At 57.6% G+C, this 15,704-nt stretch carries 13 protein-coding genes; 10 read left to right on the top strand and 3 right to left on the bottom strand.

The features are described 5' to 3' along the window. Positions 1–31: 31 nt before the first annotated feature. Complete coding sequence (locus DUD43_RS04225; protein ID WP_153229280.1) at positions 32–1,027, bottom strand: LysR substrate-binding domain-containing protein; 996 nt, start codon at positions 1,025–1,027, stop codon at positions 32–34. 149 nt (positions 1,028–1,176) lie between these two features. On the opposite strand from DUD43_RS04225, the gene DUD43_RS04220 reads away from it, so the two are divergent. Beyond that, positions 1,177–3,465, top strand: a complete 2,289-nt coding sequence (locus tag DUD43_RS04220) for an NADP-dependent malic enzyme (RefSeq protein ID WP_153229279.1) — start codon at positions 1,177–1,179, stop codon at positions 3,463–3,465. A 72-nt stretch (positions 3,466–3,537) separates the two neighbouring features. Here the strand turns inward: DUD43_RS04220 and DUD43_RS04215 are convergent, their stop codons facing one another. Next, positions 3,538–4,476, bottom strand: coding sequence for a tripartite tricarboxylate transporter substrate binding protein BugE (locus DUD43_RS04215; protein ID WP_022983479.1), 939 nt, complete (start codon positions 4,474–4,476; stop codon positions 3,538–3,540). 208 nt (positions 4,477–4,684) lie between these two features. Between DUD43_RS04215 and DUD43_RS04210 the strand changes: the two genes are divergently transcribed. The 7 genes from DUD43_RS04210 to DUD43_RS04180 all read left to right on the top strand — a co-directional run bounded on the left by DUD43_RS04210 (position 4,685) and on the right by DUD43_RS04180 (position 11,952). Then, a complete protein-coding gene (locus DUD43_RS04210) occupies positions 4,685–5,581 on the top strand; it encodes an AEC family transporter (protein ID WP_153229278.1) in 897 nt (298 codons plus the stop codon). A gap of 9 nt (positions 5,582–5,590) precedes the next feature. Continuing rightward, complete coding sequence (gene tsaE / locus DUD43_RS04205; protein ID WP_153229277.1) at positions 5,591–6,091, top strand: tRNA (adenosine(37)-N6)-threonylcarbamoyltransferase complex ATPase subunit type 1 TsaE; 501 nt, start codon at positions 5,591–5,593, stop codon at positions 6,089–6,091. Next, positions 6,055–7,425 (top strand): N-acetylmuramoyl-L-alanine amidase, encoded by a 1,371-nt coding sequence (locus tag DUD43_RS04200; RefSeq protein ID WP_153229276.1) that lies wholly within the window; start codon positions 6,055–6,057, stop codon positions 7,423–7,425. Before tsaE ends, DUD43_RS04200 begins: the two co-directional genes overlap by 37 nt. Before the next feature lie 504 nt (positions 7,426–7,929). Continuing rightward, positions 7,930–8,250, top strand: coding sequence for a PepSY domain-containing protein (locus DUD43_RS04195; protein WP_153229275.1), 321 nt, complete (start codon positions 7,930–7,932; stop codon positions 8,248–8,250). A 74-nt stretch (positions 8,251–8,324) separates the two neighbouring features. Further along, positions 8,325–8,804 carry a DUF2271 domain-containing protein gene (locus tag DUD43_RS04190; RefSeq protein ID WP_153229274.1) on the top strand — a complete coding sequence of 160 codons (480 nt, stop codon included), beginning with the start codon at positions 8,325–8,327 and terminating at the stop codon, positions 8,802–8,804. Between the two features lie 9 nt (positions 8,805–8,813). After that, positions 8,814–10,997 (top strand): PepSY domain-containing protein, encoded by a 2,184-nt coding sequence (locus DUD43_RS04185; RefSeq protein ID WP_153229273.1) that lies wholly within the window; start codon positions 8,814–8,816, stop codon positions 10,995–10,997. Beyond that, positions 10,978–11,952 carry an FAD:protein FMN transferase gene (locus DUD43_RS04180; RefSeq protein WP_153229272.1) on the top strand — a complete coding sequence of 325 codons (975 nt, stop codon included), beginning with the start codon at positions 10,978–10,980 and terminating at the stop codon, positions 11,950–11,952. Before DUD43_RS04185 ends, DUD43_RS04180 begins: the two co-directional genes overlap by 20 nt. 62 nt (positions 11,953–12,014) lie before the next feature. Here the strand turns inward: DUD43_RS04180 and DUD43_RS04175 are convergent, their stop codons facing one another. After that, positions 12,015–12,665 (bottom strand): VTT domain-containing protein, encoded by a 651-nt coding sequence (locus tag DUD43_RS04175; RefSeq protein WP_153229271.1) that lies wholly within the window; start codon positions 12,663–12,665, stop codon positions 12,015–12,017. Positions 12,666–12,810: 145 nt separating this feature from the next. On the opposite strand from DUD43_RS04175, the gene mutL reads away from it, so the two are divergent. Next, positions 12,811–14,685 carry a DNA mismatch repair endonuclease MutL gene (gene mutL / locus DUD43_RS04170; protein ID WP_153229270.1) on the top strand — a complete coding sequence of 625 codons (1,875 nt, stop codon included), beginning with the start codon at positions 12,811–12,813 and terminating at the stop codon, positions 14,683–14,685. Further along, positions 14,682–15,620 (top strand): tRNA (adenosine(37)-N6)-dimethylallyltransferase MiaA, encoded by a 939-nt coding sequence (gene miaA, locus DUD43_RS04165; protein WP_153229269.1) that lies wholly within the window; start codon positions 14,682–14,684, stop codon positions 15,618–15,620. The genes mutL and miaA overlap by 4 nt, the downstream gene beginning before the upstream one ends. Positions 15,621–15,704: the final 84 nt, after the last annotated feature.

Genomic DNA, 15,704 nt, shown 5'->3' with positions numbered 1-15,704 from the left:
TAGCAATCAGCCCGCAACAGACAGAGCGACACTAGTAGAAAAACGCCCCTCGCTCCAGCGGCACCGTCTTGTCGGTACACACCCGTTTCAGCTCCTGTGCGAATAATTTATCCACCGGGCGCTGCGGGCCCGCAGCGCGCGTAAACAAGGCGATGGGCGACAATCCCCACTCAAAGGAATACGGCACAATTGCCACCCCGGACACGCGCACCAGCTCTTCAGCAATTTCGGTAGGCACCACAGACACGGCACGGGAGTGGTTCACGATCAACTCCCCGATCAGCTTGGGTGAGGAGGTTTCCACACTGGGCACCGGCTCCAGCAAACCAGCCCGTAAAAACAGGTTCGCCACCTGCCGCCGCATCGGGGTATTGCGCGGTCCCAGAATCCAATCCAGATCCTGCAATTGCGACCAGTCCAGCTTGCGCCGCCCCAGTCGGCCTGCCAGCTCCCGGCTGGCGATCAGGCGCGGTTGCTGTGCGTATAGCGCCTCATGCCGCAAGCCTTTCATATTCAAATCCGGAGAGCTGCGTGCAACCACCGCATCCAGGGCGTGATCGCGCAGTTGTTCCAGCAGGGTTTCCGTCAGCCCTTCAGTAATGCTGACGGAAACTACTTGTCCTTGGGGGCGGGTCGCCCGCAAGGCCGTGGAAACCAGCTTGCCGGACACCAGGGGAATCACCCCCAGTCGCAAATGCGCTTGCCGCCCCATGCTGTGCGCCTGCAAGTCCAGACTCAACAACTCCATGTCCTGCACCATGGCACGAGCACGTGAAATCACGATCTGCCCTTGGGGTGTTGCCTCCATGCCACGGGAGGAGCGCAGGAATAGCGGCGTGCCAAAGACTTGTTCCACCTCGGCCAGAGCCTGGGTTACCGCGGGCTGGCTCATCGCCATTAAATCCGCCACTTTGGTCAGCGAACCCAAGCGTTCGATCTCGATCAGCAAGGCCAAATGACGCAGCTTGAGTCGTTGCACCAGGCGATGAGCGATATCGTTTGTTTCCAAGCCTTTACCCCTATCCATAAGCATTTACTAATGGGGTAATAATAAGCCCTAATATCCAAGCCTGTTTAATTATCTACACTTGTTGAAAGCCGGCAGTGACGCGCTATTCGCCACGCCTTCCCTGGATTTCACCAAACACCTGTTTGGCGCCTGAGCAAGAGGACACGATGAGTTCACCTGTAGATCGACAAGCCGCCCTGGATTACCACGAGTTCCCCATTCCCGGCAAAGTCACCATTGCCGCGACCAAACCCCTGGTCAGCCAACGTGACCTGGGCCTGGCCTATTCCCCTGGTGTTGCTGCCGCCTGCGAAGAAATCGTGGTCGACCCGAAAAACGCCTTCCGCTACACCGGCCGTGGCAATCTGGTGGGTGTGATCTCCAACGGTACCGCTGTGCTGGGTCTGGGCAATATTGGTGCCCTGGCCTCCAAGCCCGTGATGGAAGGCAAGGCCGTTCTGTTCAAGAAGTTTGCTGGTCTGGACGTGTTTGACATCGAGATCAATGAAACCGATCCCGACAAGCTGGTAGATATCATCGCCGGTCTGGAGCCTACTTTTGGTGGCATCAACCTGGAAGACATCAAGGCACCCGAGTGTTTTGAAGTGGAGCGCAAGCTGCGCGAACGCATGAACATCCCCGTCTTCCACGACGACCAGCACGGCACCGCCATTTGTGTGACGGCCGCTTTCCTGAACGGCCTGAAAGTCGTCGGCAAAGACATCAAGAAGATCAAGGTTGTGACCTCCGGTGCCGGTGCAGCCGCGTTGGCTTGCCTGGACTTGATGGTGGATATGGGTCTGCCTGAAGAAAACGTCTGGGTCACGGACATTGATGGCGTGGTCTACAAAGGTCGCCCCGGTCATCAAGTGCCTGAGCTGGCCCGTTTCGCCAAAGAAACCGAAGCCCGCAAGCTGGCCGATGTGATCGAAAACGCTGACGTGTTCGTGGGCCTGTCCGCCGGTGGCGTGCTGAAAGCTGAAATGCTGCAAAAAATGGCAGACCGTCCTTTCGTGATGGCACTGGCCAACCCCACTCCCGAAATTCTGCCTGAAGTGGCCAAAGCCGCTCGCGACGACGTGATCATGGCAACCGGCCGTTCGGACTTCCCGAACCAGGTCAATAACGTGCTGTGCTTCCCCTACATCTTCCGCGGTGCGCTGGATGTGGGTGCGACCACGATTACCCGTGGCATGGAAAAAGCGGCTGCCCGCGCGATTGCCGCCCTGGCTGAAGAAGAGCAAGACGAAGCCGTGGCCGCTGCCTACGGTGGTTACGGTTTGAGCTTTGGCCCCGATTACCTGATTCCCAAGCCATTCGACCCACGTCTGATCGTGCGTATCGCCCCCGCCGTGGCTCAGGCCGCCATGGAAGAAGGCGTGGCAACCCGCCCTATCGCTGACCTGGAAGGCTACATCGCCAAGTTGCAGCAGTTCGTCTACCACTCCGGCGCATTCATGAAGCCCGTGTTTGCCGTGGCCAAGCAATTGGTACGCGAAGGCGGCAAGGCTCGCATCGTCTTTACCGAAGGTGAAGAAGAACGCGTTCTGCGTGCCGTGCAAGTGATTGTGGACGAGAAGCTGGCTCACCCGATTCTGGTTGGCCGCCCTGCCGTGCTGCTGTCCCGCATCAAGAAATTTGGTCTGCGCCTGCGTTTGGGCGTGGATGTGGAAGTGACCAACCCCGAGTCCGACGACCGTTTCCACCAGTACTGGACAACGTACTGGGAAAAAATGTGCCGTCGCGGTATCAGCAAGGAAATGGCCCGCGTGGAAATGCGTCGCCGCCTGACCCTGATTGGCTCGACCATGGTGCACCTGGGCGATGCTGATGGCATGATCTGCGGCACCATCGGCTCCTACCACAACCACCTGCGCTACATCGACGAGATGATCGGTCGCAAACCCGACTCCAGCGTGTACGCCGCCATGAACATCCTGCTGCTGGGCGAGCGCACGGTTGCCCTGACCGACACGCACGTCAACGACGATCCGAACGCACAGGAAATTGCGGAATACACGATTGAAGCGGCCCGCATGTTGAGCACGCTGAGCCTGGAACCCAAGGTGGCCCTGCTGTCGCGCTCCAACTTCGGTTCGGACTCGGCCGCTTCCGGTCCCAAGATGCGCGAAGCCCTGAAGCTGATTCATGAACAGGCCCCCGACCTGCAAGTGGACGGCGAAATGCACGCCGACTGCGCGCTGGACGAAGCCCTGCGCAGCCGCACTTTGCCGAACTCCTCGCTGAAAGGCTCGGCCAACCTGCTGGTCTGCCCGAACGTGGACGCTGGCAACATCAGCTACAACCTGCTGAAAACCGCTGCTGGCAGCAACGTGGCCATCGGCCCTTTCCTGATGGGCGCCAATGCTCCTGTGCACATCCTGACTTACAGCTCGACCGTACGCCGCATTATCAATATGACGGCCTTGACCGTGCTGCAAGCCAATCGCAGCTAAGCCTTGGGGCTGAAATAAAAAACCGGCCTGTGAAGGCCGGTTTTTTTATGGCTGACGTTTACAGTCCAAGGCTTATTCCAGCTTGATATTGCCTTTCTTGACCACGTCGTGAGCCCAGTCGTATTGCTCCTTGATTTCCTTGGCGAACTCTTCAGGCGAGTTGCCCGACGGTGTTGCACCCTGCTTTTCCAGAGCCGAAATAATTTCGGGCTTCTTCAAGGCTTCCGCAGCAGCGGCATGCAACTTGGCAACGATTTCAGGAGGTGTACCCTTGGGAGCCAGCAGACCGTACCAGGCCGGGCTGTTCAGTTGCGGGTAACCTTCTTCGGCCAGGGTAGGCACATCCTTCAGAGCAGGCAGACGCTCGGGCCAGGCAATGGCCAGTGCGCGCAAGTTGCCAGCCTGGATCTGGGCCATGGACGAAGGCAGGTTATCAAACATGGCATTGATCTGGCCGCCCACCGCATCCGTCACAGCCGGGCCGGCTCCACGGTAAGGCACGTGCACGATGTCAGTGCCGGTTTCCAGCTTGAAGGCTTCGCCAAACAAGTGCAGCACCGAGCAGGTACCCGAACTGCCGTAGGAGTATTTACCGGGGTTGTCTTTCAGCTGCTGCACGAACTCCTTGAAGTTCTGTGCCGGAAATTTGGGATTGACCTCGATCACGTTGGGCAGGTTGGCAAAGTTGCTGACCGGCACAAAATCTTTCAAGGGATCGTAAGGCAAATCATTGGGGCGGCAAGCGGGATTCACGGCCAGCGTCGAAATAGTGGCAATCGACAAGGTATAGCCATCAGGTTTGGCGCGAGCAGCTTCTGCCGCTCCAATAGCGCCACCAGCACCGCCCTTGTTTTCTACAACCATGGACTGGCCCAGCACTTCGCTCATGCCTTTGGTCACAATACGCGCCACAATATCGGTGGAGCCACCGGGTGCAAAAGGAACAATGACGCGAATTGCCTGGTTAGGATAATCCGCTTGAGCATGAGCGACATTCGCCGTGCCGATCATGGACAAACTTGCACAAAGGGATAGCAGCGCAAATTTCTTGGGAAACTTCTCTATCATGGGAACATCTCCTCTTTAGTCTTTTTGTAGATCCATCCCCTGGGTAAGGGGAACCAACCAATAATAGCGCAGCTAAACCCCATTAATTGTTAATTCTGAAAGCAGATACCTACAGGGGATATACCTATATCTGCTTCTATTTACCGTCATCATGGCCACAATATTCCCGCTGATCCTGCCCGATTTTCTGCTGATTGCACTAGGGGCTTTACTGCTGCATCGCTTCCATTTCAGCCGGGATTTTTTCCAGGGCGCAGAAAAGCTGGTCTATTACGTCCTGTTTCCAGCCCTGCTGTTTGATTCCATTACTCGCATCCCGCTCAATCTGGGTGATACCTGGCCTTTACTGGTGGCCGCGGCTGTTTTAATTGCCGTGGGCACGATACTGGCCTGGCTGGCCCTGCCCATTCTGAAACCCGAGCATCTGCAGCACGCAGCCCTGACACAGTGCGCATTTCGCTTCAATACCTATTTGGGGATGTCTCTGGCCAGTGCGATTGCCGGGCCATCGGGTGTCGCTGTCATGGCTTTGCTGGTGGGCTTTTCTGTTCCCATGGCCAATATGGTGGCGGTAACCGTACTGGCGCGTGGGCAGCAAGGCCGCATTGCCATCGAGCTGCTTAAAAATCCCCTGATCCTGTCTACCGTGGCCGCTCTGGCCTGGAATCTGGCCGGTTTGTCCGTACCTGGCCCGGTTCAATTGGCCTTTAGCCGCCTGGGGGCCTGCGCCTTGGGGATTGGTTTGTTGTGTGTGGGCGCCACCTTGTCGCTGCAAGGCTCTCGCCGGGCAGGCGCTTTGATCAGCTGGATTACGGCGATCAAGCTGCTGGCTTTGCCTCTGGCCGCCCTGGCGATTGCCTGGGTGTTGGATATGAGCACATTGGAGCGCCAGATGTTACTGGTATTTGCGGCTCTGCCTACGGCCTCTTCTGCCCACGTACTGGCCGCTCGCATGGGAGCCGATAGCCGTCTGGTCGCGCTGACCATGTCGATCGGCACTATACTAGCTGGCTTGACCATTCCATTGTGGTTATCCCTCACCACCTGATCCAAGCCTATGAATCCGCAAGCTTTAACCCTGTCCTTGCCTGACGAGGACGCCACCACGGCCCTGGCCGAGCGCCTTGCTCCGCTGCTTGGCGGTCAGGTTTCCGGCGTGCCTGCAGGTGGCCGAATTCATCTTCATGGTGACCTGGGCGCCGGTAAAACCCACTTTGTTCGAGCCCTGTTGCGGGCCTGCGGCGTTACCGGTCGTATCAAAAGTCCCAGCTACGCTTTGCTTGAAAGTTATAAAGTTTCTAGCTTATACTTCTATCATCTTGATTTTTATAGATTTAGCGATCCACGAGAATGGGTCGACGCAGGTTTTCGCGATATTTTGCAAGACAATGCTGTTGTGCTGATCGAATGGCCCGAAAAAGCAGGGGATTTATTGCCCGAGCCCGATCTGGATTTACACCTGGATTATTGTGGTGACGGTCGTTTGGCCACCCTGGATGCACGCAGCGCCAAAGGAACGCTATGGATTACGACACTCGCCCCCAGCCAGCAGAAGTAGCCCCAGCCGGCAAGGCCCGTCGCCGATTCGTCGCCACGGCCACTACGCTGTTCTTGCTTCCCGTCATCCCGCGACTGGCAAATGCCAGCACTATCGTGGCCGTCCGTACCTGGCCGGCAGACGAATACACCCGCGTTACCCTGGAAATGGATAGCGAGCTCAAGGCAGAGCATTTCACACTGGAAAACCCCCATCGCATGGTGGTGGACATCCAGGGCCTGACCATGAACCGCACCATCGAGGAGCTGGTTTCCAAGGTCCGTCCTAACGATCCCTACATTCGCTCCGTGCGCGTGGGCCAGAACCGCCCCGACGTCGTGCGCCTGGTGCTGGATCTGAAACAGGCCGTCGCTCCCCAGATCTTTACGCTTAAGCCCGTTGGCGAATACAAGTACCGTCTGGTGCTGGACTTGTACCCGCGCGTAGCTCAAGACCCGCTGCTGGCTTTGCAAATTCAGGACGACAACGATCCCCTGGCTTCCGTTCTGGAAAGTCTGGCTCAAAACTCGCCTGACGCTCCTGTGCCTACGGTACAAGGGCAAACTTTGCCGCCTGTCGCCCGCAACACGCCTCCGCCTGTTACCACGCCACCGCGCTCTCCTTCGCCTGCGGCTACGCCTGGCACGCCCAATCGCCCTCTGCTGATTGCGTTGGACCCCGGCCATGGTGGTGAGGACCCCGGTGCCATCGGCCCCGGTGGCACGCGTGAAAAAGATGTGGTGCTGAACATCGCCCGACGCTTGAAGCGTCTGATTGATGCGCAGCCCAATATGCGTACTTATTTGACGCGTGACTCGGACTTCTTCGTGCCGCTGCAAGTGCGTGTGCAAAAGGCTCGTCGGGTAAAAGCAGACCTGTTCATCAGTATTCACGCTGACGCCTGGATCAAGCCTAGTGCGCGCGGCTCGTCCATTTACGCCTTGTCCCAGAACGGTGCAACCAGCTCGGCGGCCCGTTGGCTGGCCAAGAAAGAGAACGATGCTGACTTGATCGGTGGTTTGAACCTGGGTTCCCACAACCGTCAGGTCGCACAGATTCTGCTGGATCTGTCTACGGCCGCGCAGATTAACGATTCGGTGAAAGTAGGCTCTCGTCTGCTGGGCGAGATCGGCAAGATCAATCGCCTGCATAAGCGTAGCGTTGAGCGTGCCGGTTTTGCTGTACTGAAAGCACCGGATATTCCGTCGATTCTGATCGAAACGGCGTTTATCAGTAATCCGGAAGAAGAACGTCTGCTGCGTAGTTCTTCGCATCAGGACAAGATTGCTCAGGCCATCATGACCGGGATTAGCGGGTATTTTTCCGAGTTTCCGGCTCTGGCCAGCCGAAGCTAAGTATCGGGTTACTTCATTAAAAAAGCGCAGCAGAGAATTGCCGCGCTTTTTTTTGATCTTTAGCAATAGCGGCAGGCGTATGTCCATCTCACCGCCTCCAGTAACCGCTACACTATCCGCACTTCTGTTCGCGACGCCGCTACGTAGGACCCGTTAATCAGCACTCATTTCCGAGAGATAGTCGATGGGGCAACTCATGTCTCTGCTTGCTTTTTTGCGCCATGCCAATCAAGCGGTGGTCAGCTTGCCTATCTATTCGCCTTGCCTCCAGCCTTCCCGAGCACGCCTGCCTCGGTCTCCGCCCAAGAGCATCACCGCCCCGCCTTGACTTTTCGCCTAAGGTCACTCAGCGCGACACCTCCATCTGGTTATCGCGTCATCCTTGAGCCACCTTCCTCACCCCCCCCTACTGCAATATACGGGTCGATTCAAAAACCTGATACAAATGCCCTGTCAAACGCATTGAGCGTTTTTGCATCTTGCTTCAAACGACAAGGAAAAAACATGACACACCGCCCCTACCTGCTCATTGCGTACCTCTGCCTATCTCTAATGAGCGCGCCAGCCAGTGCTGACGACGATTGTGATGTCCCTGTGCAGCAATGGCAAAGCCGAGATGCCGCCCTGGAACATGCAGCCAACCTAGGCTGGCAGGTGCAGCGTCTGAAAATTGACGACGGATGCTATGAAATCCGCGGGCGAGATGCTCAGGGCCGTTCATTCAAAGCCAAACTTGACCCACAAACACTGCGCATCGTGAAAATGAAAGTACGCGATGCTCATGACCAACCCGAACGCGCACGTGAGCGCACAAGAAATCACTAAGGCTCTCACCGCTACGCCCGCCAAATCAGCCTCACCCCTACAGTCGTTTCCCTTGTTCAAACTGGAGCACCATTATGTCCAAGCGTTTTCTTCTCACCACCTTAGCGGCTGCCTGTACATTGGCCCTGCCCTCTTTAGCGCAGGGCCGTACCGTCGCACTCTCCACCACCCTCAAAAACTATGGCGGTGACGGGGCCTATTTGGCGATCTATCTAACCGATGCCCAAGGGGCATATGTCCGCACTCTGTGGGTAGCCGGCGGTAAAGCAAAATACTACAAACATTTGTCAGACTGGAATCGCTTGTCCGCCAACGATAATCAACGCCTTCAGGGGATCACCGGCGCCAGCGTCGGTGCCGGACGTACTTTGGAGGTGACGGCAGAGCTCGAGGCAGCCCTGATCGACGCTGGCTACGAAATCCGCATCGACGCCGCCGCCGAAGACATGCGAGACAGCCCTTCGGAAATCCGCGTCCCCCTCAGTACCAGTAACGCAGGGGCGGCACAGGCAGGCAAACAATATATTCAATCCCTGACCTATCAGTTGCAGTAAGGAATCCACATGATCTGGCGATTTGTCCACCGATGGCTGGGACTAGTGGCGGGCACCCTCGCCCTGGTACTGGGCATCACGGGCGCGATGTTGGCACTCGAACCCCTACGCAACGCTATGCAGGCGGCTCCCACCGAGTCTGATCTGCCTCTTGCCACGCTAGTGGAACGTGTACAAGGCACTGTCCCTGGAGCAGAAGAGATCCGTCGTTTGCCTTCGGGCATCCTCGTTGTTTATGCGTTTGAGGGTGGGCAAGCCCAAGCCGTCCGTGTAGACCCGGCAAACGGCACGATACTTGGAGATTACCAAGCCTCTCTTTTGCCACGCTGGGTAAAAAACCTACATCGCACCTTTTTACTGGACGATCCGGGACGCATTACAGCAGCCATGGTTGCCCTGGCCATGCTGGCTCTATCTGTTTCAGGGCTGGTGCTACTGCTGCGTCGCATGGGAGGATGGCGTGGACTGGCCGGTCCCGTTCGCGGCACCCTTCCCCAACGCCTACATGTCCTAAGCGGCAGGGTCATTTTACTACTCCTGGCCCTGTCCTCAGCCACCGCACTCTACATGAGCGCAAGCACGTTCGATCTGATCGTCCTGACGCCGGATACAGAACCTGAACTGAGCTCACAAGCCACCGGACAGCCGCCACTTCACCCCAAGCAAATCGATCTTCTTCAAACCTTACGTGTGCAGGACCTACAAAGACTCAGCCTGCCAACGTCTGAAGACCCTCAAGACACTTGGCGCATTATCACCGCTCAGGGACAGGGCTGGGCGGACCAATATAACGGGCAAACCTTAGCCTGGGAGGACTCCACACCAGCACAACGTATCTACGATTGGGTAATACTCTTGCACACAGGAGATGGGGCCTGGTTCTGGGCCATTGCCCTTGGCCTGTCAGGGGCCAGCATCCCCTTGTTCTGGTTCACAGGTGTCCTAATCTGGTGGGCAGCTCGCCGCAGCCGTCCTTCCATCAAAGGGAACAGTCCCCTGACCCAGGCTGACAGTCTCATTTTTGTCGCCAGTGAAGGGGGCAGCACCTGGGGGTTTGCTCAAGCCCTGAACGATGCACTCAAAGCCATGGGGTACCACGTTCATACAACAGCGCTTGAGAACTGGCGAATACCGCCAGCGGCCCGTCATGTGTATATCCTGGCCGCCACGTACGGAGAAGGCCAACCTCCCGCCCATGCGCAAAAAGCACTCAAGCTAATCGCCAAGCATCCGCCCACCGACGCTCAAATGAGCGTGTTAGGTTTCGGTGACCGCCAATTCCCAGCCTTCTGCGGGTTTGCCGAAGCGCTTGACCAAACCCTGCAGAAAAAGGGCTGGGCGTTCTTGCTGGCGCTGGAGCGCATCCATCAGCAGTCTCCCCAGGAATTTGCTCGCTGGGGACGCACCCTATCCGACAAACTGGGGCAGCCTGTACCACTGGACTATCAGGCACGCCTGCCACGCACGGCCTCCCTCACCCTGCTATCACGACAAGACTTTCCCGGTGCCGCGGGCGAGCCTGCCGTCATCCTGCGCTTTGCACTGCCCAGCCAGCATCTGTCTCGCTTCGCAGCCGGAGACTTGTTAGGCATTCTGCCTCCCGGAGACCAATCCGTCCCGCGTTACTACTCACTGGCTTCGGGCAAGCAAGACAAGTTCGTAGAAATTTGCGTACGACATACAAACGGCGGTGCTTGCTCCCCCTATTTACACAACCTGCGTATCGGGGATCAAATTCAAGCATTCATTCGGCCTAACCCCGGATTCACGCTTACCTACTCCCGCCGCCCAGTACTACTGATCGGGGCAGGAACTGGAGTGGCGCCACTTGCCGGTTTCGTTCGGGACAACACACGACACCGCCCTATGTATTTGTACTACGGCACACGTGATTGCAATCTGGACTTCTATTTTGGTGCAGAGCTTAAAGACTGGCAGGCTCAAGGTCATCTACGCGAGCTAAACACGACTTTTTCCCGGATGTCTAACGGTGGCGGTTATGTTCAAGAAGCAGTGCGCCGAGACGCCCAAAAAATCCGCACGCTTTTGGAGAAAGGGGCGCTTGTCCGTGTTTGTGGCAGCCGCCCCATGGCTCAGGCAGTAAGACAGGAGCTGGACAACATCCTCATCGATATGGGCAAAAGCCTAGCCTGGCTCAAGGAGAACGAACGCTATGCCGAAGACCTCTTCTGAACCACAACGCCTGACGCTGAACGGCCCGACCATGGGCACCCGCTGGTCAGCCATTGTCGAGACAGCCGACACCATAGAGGTGGCAGGCCTTCAGCAGGATCTGGCGGACGCCGTCCAGCAAGTAGATAGGCAAATGTCCCCCTGGCTAGCTGACAGTGATCTGAACCGGCTCAACCGAACCCCTCCAGGCACATGGCTAGATTTACCGCCAGCAATTCTTGAAGTATTAGCCTGTGCTTTGGACATCAACCGGCGCAGCCAAGGCGCCTTTGACCCTGGCCTGGGAGACGTAGTGGCAGCGTGGGGGTTTGGCCCTGCGCGAAGCAGTCCCGATGCTTCTGCCATCCGTCGTGCCGCTAAGGCATGCCCCAACCCCGCTTACGACACGCTGGAGCTGGACATGGACGCAGGCCGCGCCATCAAGCACGCGGCTATACAACTGGACCTGTGCGGGATCGCCAAAGGCTACGCAGTAGACCGTATGGCCCTGGTGCTACGCCAGCATGGCATCAAACACGCTCTACTTGCACTGGATGGAGAACTTCGCGCGCTGAACAGCCAATACCAAGGCCAACCCTGGGCTGTAGCGATCGAGTATCCCCAGCCAGGGCTGCGTTCGACTCATAGCGTGGTTGAGCTGCATGATCTGTCCATCGCCACCTCGGGCGATTATCGGAATTTCATACAGCTAGGTGATGTGCGCGTGGCACACACCATGGACAGCAAACGCCGCGCACCGGTACGCAACGACATCGCGTCAGTAACGGTCCTGGCTCCGGACTGCATGCAGGCCGATGCTTGGGCCACTGCCTTGCTGGCGAGCGGAAGCGATGGCATGGCCTTGGCACAACGCATGGGCATCGAAGCGCTTTGGCTACTGCGACGTAACAATATCTTAACCACCGTAGGCCTGGGAAGATTTAGCGAAGCTCCGGCTCACGACACACCAGTTTGATGAAAAGCGGGCAGATGCACCCTTTTCTCATTCCAAATATATAAACCGGAGGGGCGCCCCGCTTACAGAGCCGAATCACTCTTGCTTTTACGCTTGAAGATCTTCCACAAAGCCCCAACCACAACAGGCACTGCCGCCGCGGCAATACCGATCAGCACAATCGTATTTAAATGCGCCTTGATGAACGGAACATTGCCAAAGAAGTAGCCCAAAGTAATCAAGCTGCAAATCCACAGTACCGCGCCGGTAATGTTGTACATCTGAAAGCGCATGGCATTCATATGGCCCACACCGGCCACAAAGGGTGCGAAGGTACGGAACAAGGGCAGGAAACGGGAAATGACGATGGTCTTGCCACCATGTTTTTCATAGAAAGCATGGGTTTTGACCAGGGCACGGCGATCCAGGAATCGGGATTCCTGGGTAAAGACTTTCGGGCCTATATACCGCCCTACGTGATAGTTCACGGTATTGCCCAGCACGGCTGCCACGATCAGCAGGCCACCGAGCATGACCGGGTCCAGCATGCCCGAAGCGCCAAAGGCTCCGGCAATAAACAGCAAGGAGTCGCCCGGCAGGAATGGCAAAACCACAAGCCCGGTCTCGCCAAATATAATCAAGAACAGAACAAGATAAATCCAGGCTCCATACTGCTCGACCCACACACCCAGGTATTGGTCAATATGAAGGATCATGCTGAGTAAATCGGGCATAGTTCCACACCAAAATAACAATCCAGCCAGTCCGATACTGTCCAGACCGACACCATAGAGCAAGCGGTTAAAATAAGCCGCTACCGTTTGAAACCCGTTGAACTTGTATCGTTCAACCCTGAATACACACAAGGCCAGCCGCCCTATGTCATCAAGACGCCGTATTATCCCACTCCCGGACTTGCTTGTAAGCCAAATTGCAGCCGGTGAGGTTATCGAGCGCCCGGCATCTGTCCTGAAGGAATTGCTGGAAAACGCCATTGATGCCGGAGCCAGTGCCATCGAGATTCGTCTGGACGGCGGCGGCATACGCCGCATCTCCGTCAGCGACGATGGCCACGGCATCACCCAGGAAGAATTGCCCCTGGCGCTGCTCCAACATGCCACCAGCAAGATTCGTTCGCTGGAAGAGCTGGAGTCCGTGGCCTCCATGGGCTTTCGGGGTGAGGCTCTGCCCTCGATTGCCTCGGTAGCCCGTCTGACGATCAACTCGCGCACGCAAGACGATTCGCACGCCTGGGAATATTCGCTGGGCCAAGGTGAGCCTCAGCCTGCCTCCGGGCAGATTGGCACGCATGTGGATGTACGTCAGCTGTTTGACGAGATCCCCGCCCGTCGCAAGTTTCTGCGTACGGAAGGTACGGAGTACGGCCACTGCGTGACCGCCCTGGAGCGCATTGCTTTGGCACAGCCGCAGATCGCTTTCCGTCTGTTTCACAATGACAAGCCCCAACGCCACTGGCGCAGCGGCACGCTGGAACAGCGTCTGCTGGATATTTTGGGCAAAGAATTTATTGAGCAAAGCCTGCCTGTTGCCCAGGAACAGGGCCTGATCAGCTTGCGTGGTCTGGTGATTCACCCGGCCCACGCTCGCCCCAGTGGAGACAAGCAATTCCTGTTTGTGAATGGCCGCTTTGTGCGTGATCGCACCGTCTCACACGCCATACGCAGTGCCTATGCCGATGTGCTGCATGGGGATCGCCAGCCTGCCTATGCCCTGTTTCTGGACATTGCCCCCTCCACGCTGGATGTGAACGTACACCCCGCCAAGCATGAAGTCCGCTTCCGTGACAGCGGCGCCGTGTACCGCTTTGTGCTGCAGTCTGTCGGACAAACCTTGGCGCAAGGCAGCATGGCCGGGGAAACGCCAGTTGCCGCCATGCCTTTACCTGAAGGCGCTACCCAGCCTCCTATAACGGGCACGCCCTACCCTCCTTCGGCCACTCCTGGCGCACCCAGCAGCTCCTATACCAGCAGCGAACCCGCCATGCCGTACAGCCATCCAGCTCGCCAAGGCTGGCAATCCAGTTTCAGCCTGCGCGAGCCATCTGGTGGCGGCAGTGCCGACTGGAAAAGCATGTACCGCCCGATTGAGCCTGTTCCCAGCAACACGCCAGTCACCAGCTATCAAAGCGAGGCAGACAGCGCGACAGACGAGTTCCCCCTGGGCATGGCTCTGGGCCAGTTGCACGGCATCTATATCCTGTCCGAAACGCGTCAGGGCATGATTCTGGTGGACATGCACGCCGCGCATGAACGCGTGGTTTACGAACAATTGAAGCAGGCTCTGGATGGCCGCGAACTGCCCCGCCAGGATCTGCTGGTGCCGGTTGTATTCAGTTGCTCGGAAAGCGACATCGCTTTGCTGGACGAGCATCAGGAAACGCTGGCCGATCTGGGCCTGCGCATGAACCCGGCAGGCCCCGCCACCATGGCCGTGCGTGCCGTCCCAGCCCTCCTGGCTCAAGGCGATATAGAATCCCTGGCCCGTGCCGTACTGCGCGACCTGGCGCAGGTAGGCTCGTCACGCCATCTGGATGAGCAACGCAATGAACTGCTCTCCACCATGGCCTGCCACGGTGCCGTACGCGCCAATCGCCGCCTGAGCATTCCCGAGATGAACGCTCTGCTTCGCAAGATGGAACAAACCGACCGGGCTGACCTGTGCAATCACGGCCGCCCCACCTGGTTCCAATGGAAGCTCAGCGAGCTGGACAAACTTTTTATGCGTGGACAATGAACGATTTACCCATTCTGTGCCTGGCTGGCCCGACGGCCAGTGGCAAAAGCGCGACCACGCACACCTTGGCCCAACATTGGCCGATTGAAGTGATTGTGATGGACTCGGCCACGATTTACCGTGACATGGACATTGGCACCGCCAAGCCCAGTGCCGAGGAACAAGCCGCTATCCCCCACCACTTGCTGGATATACGCGACCCGGTAGAAAGCTATTCGGCGGCGGAGTTCGCCACCGACGCGACCCGCCTGATTCAGGAAATCCGGGCACGCGGGCATTACCCCGTGCTGTGTGGCGGCACCATGCTGTATTACAAAGCCTTGCGTGAAGGCCTGAACGACTTGCCGCAGGCCGACCCCGCCATTCGCCAGCAACTGGATGAGCGCGCCCAGGAAATCGGCTGGCCCGGCATGCACGAAGAGCTGGCCCGCATCGATCCGGTAACAGCTGCCCGTCTGGCTCCCCGCGATAGTCAACGCATTCAACGCGCACTGGAGATTTTCCATATCAGCGGCAAGACCATGAGCGACTGGCTCAAGGACAAAGCCCAGCCACAAGAAGAAAGCCATCAATACATCACCATGAGCCTGGAGCCGGAGGACCGGTCCTGGCTGCATAAGCGTATTGCGGCGCGCTATCACGACATGATCGGGCAAGGCTTGCTGCAGGAAGTGGAGCAGCTGTACCAGCGCCCTGATTTGCATCCCGGCCTGCCCTCCATTCGCTGTGTGGGCTATCGGCAACTGTGGTCGTACCTGGACGGCGAAGTCAGCCTGGACTTGGCTATTGAACAGGCTATTGCCGCGACTCGTCAGTTGGCCAAGCGTCAATTGACCTGGCTGCGCTCCGAACCCGAGCGTCTGCAATTCAACTGTCAAAACCCGCAAGCCGCCGAGCAGATTGTGCAAGCGGCACGCCAGATCTGGCCAGCCTGATACACACGTAAAAGACGCGCTTGTGAAAACGGCCCCTTGACCGCCGGATCGTATCCGACTGCCAAGGGGCCGTTCAAAGAGACC

It is taken from the genome of Alcaligenes faecalis (assembly GCF_009497775.1).
GTDB lineage: Bacteria > Pseudomonadota > Gammaproteobacteria > Burkholderiales > Burkholderiaceae_B > Alcaligenes > Alcaligenes faecalis_D.
This window is presented reverse-complemented; position numbering and strand designations above follow the sequence as displayed.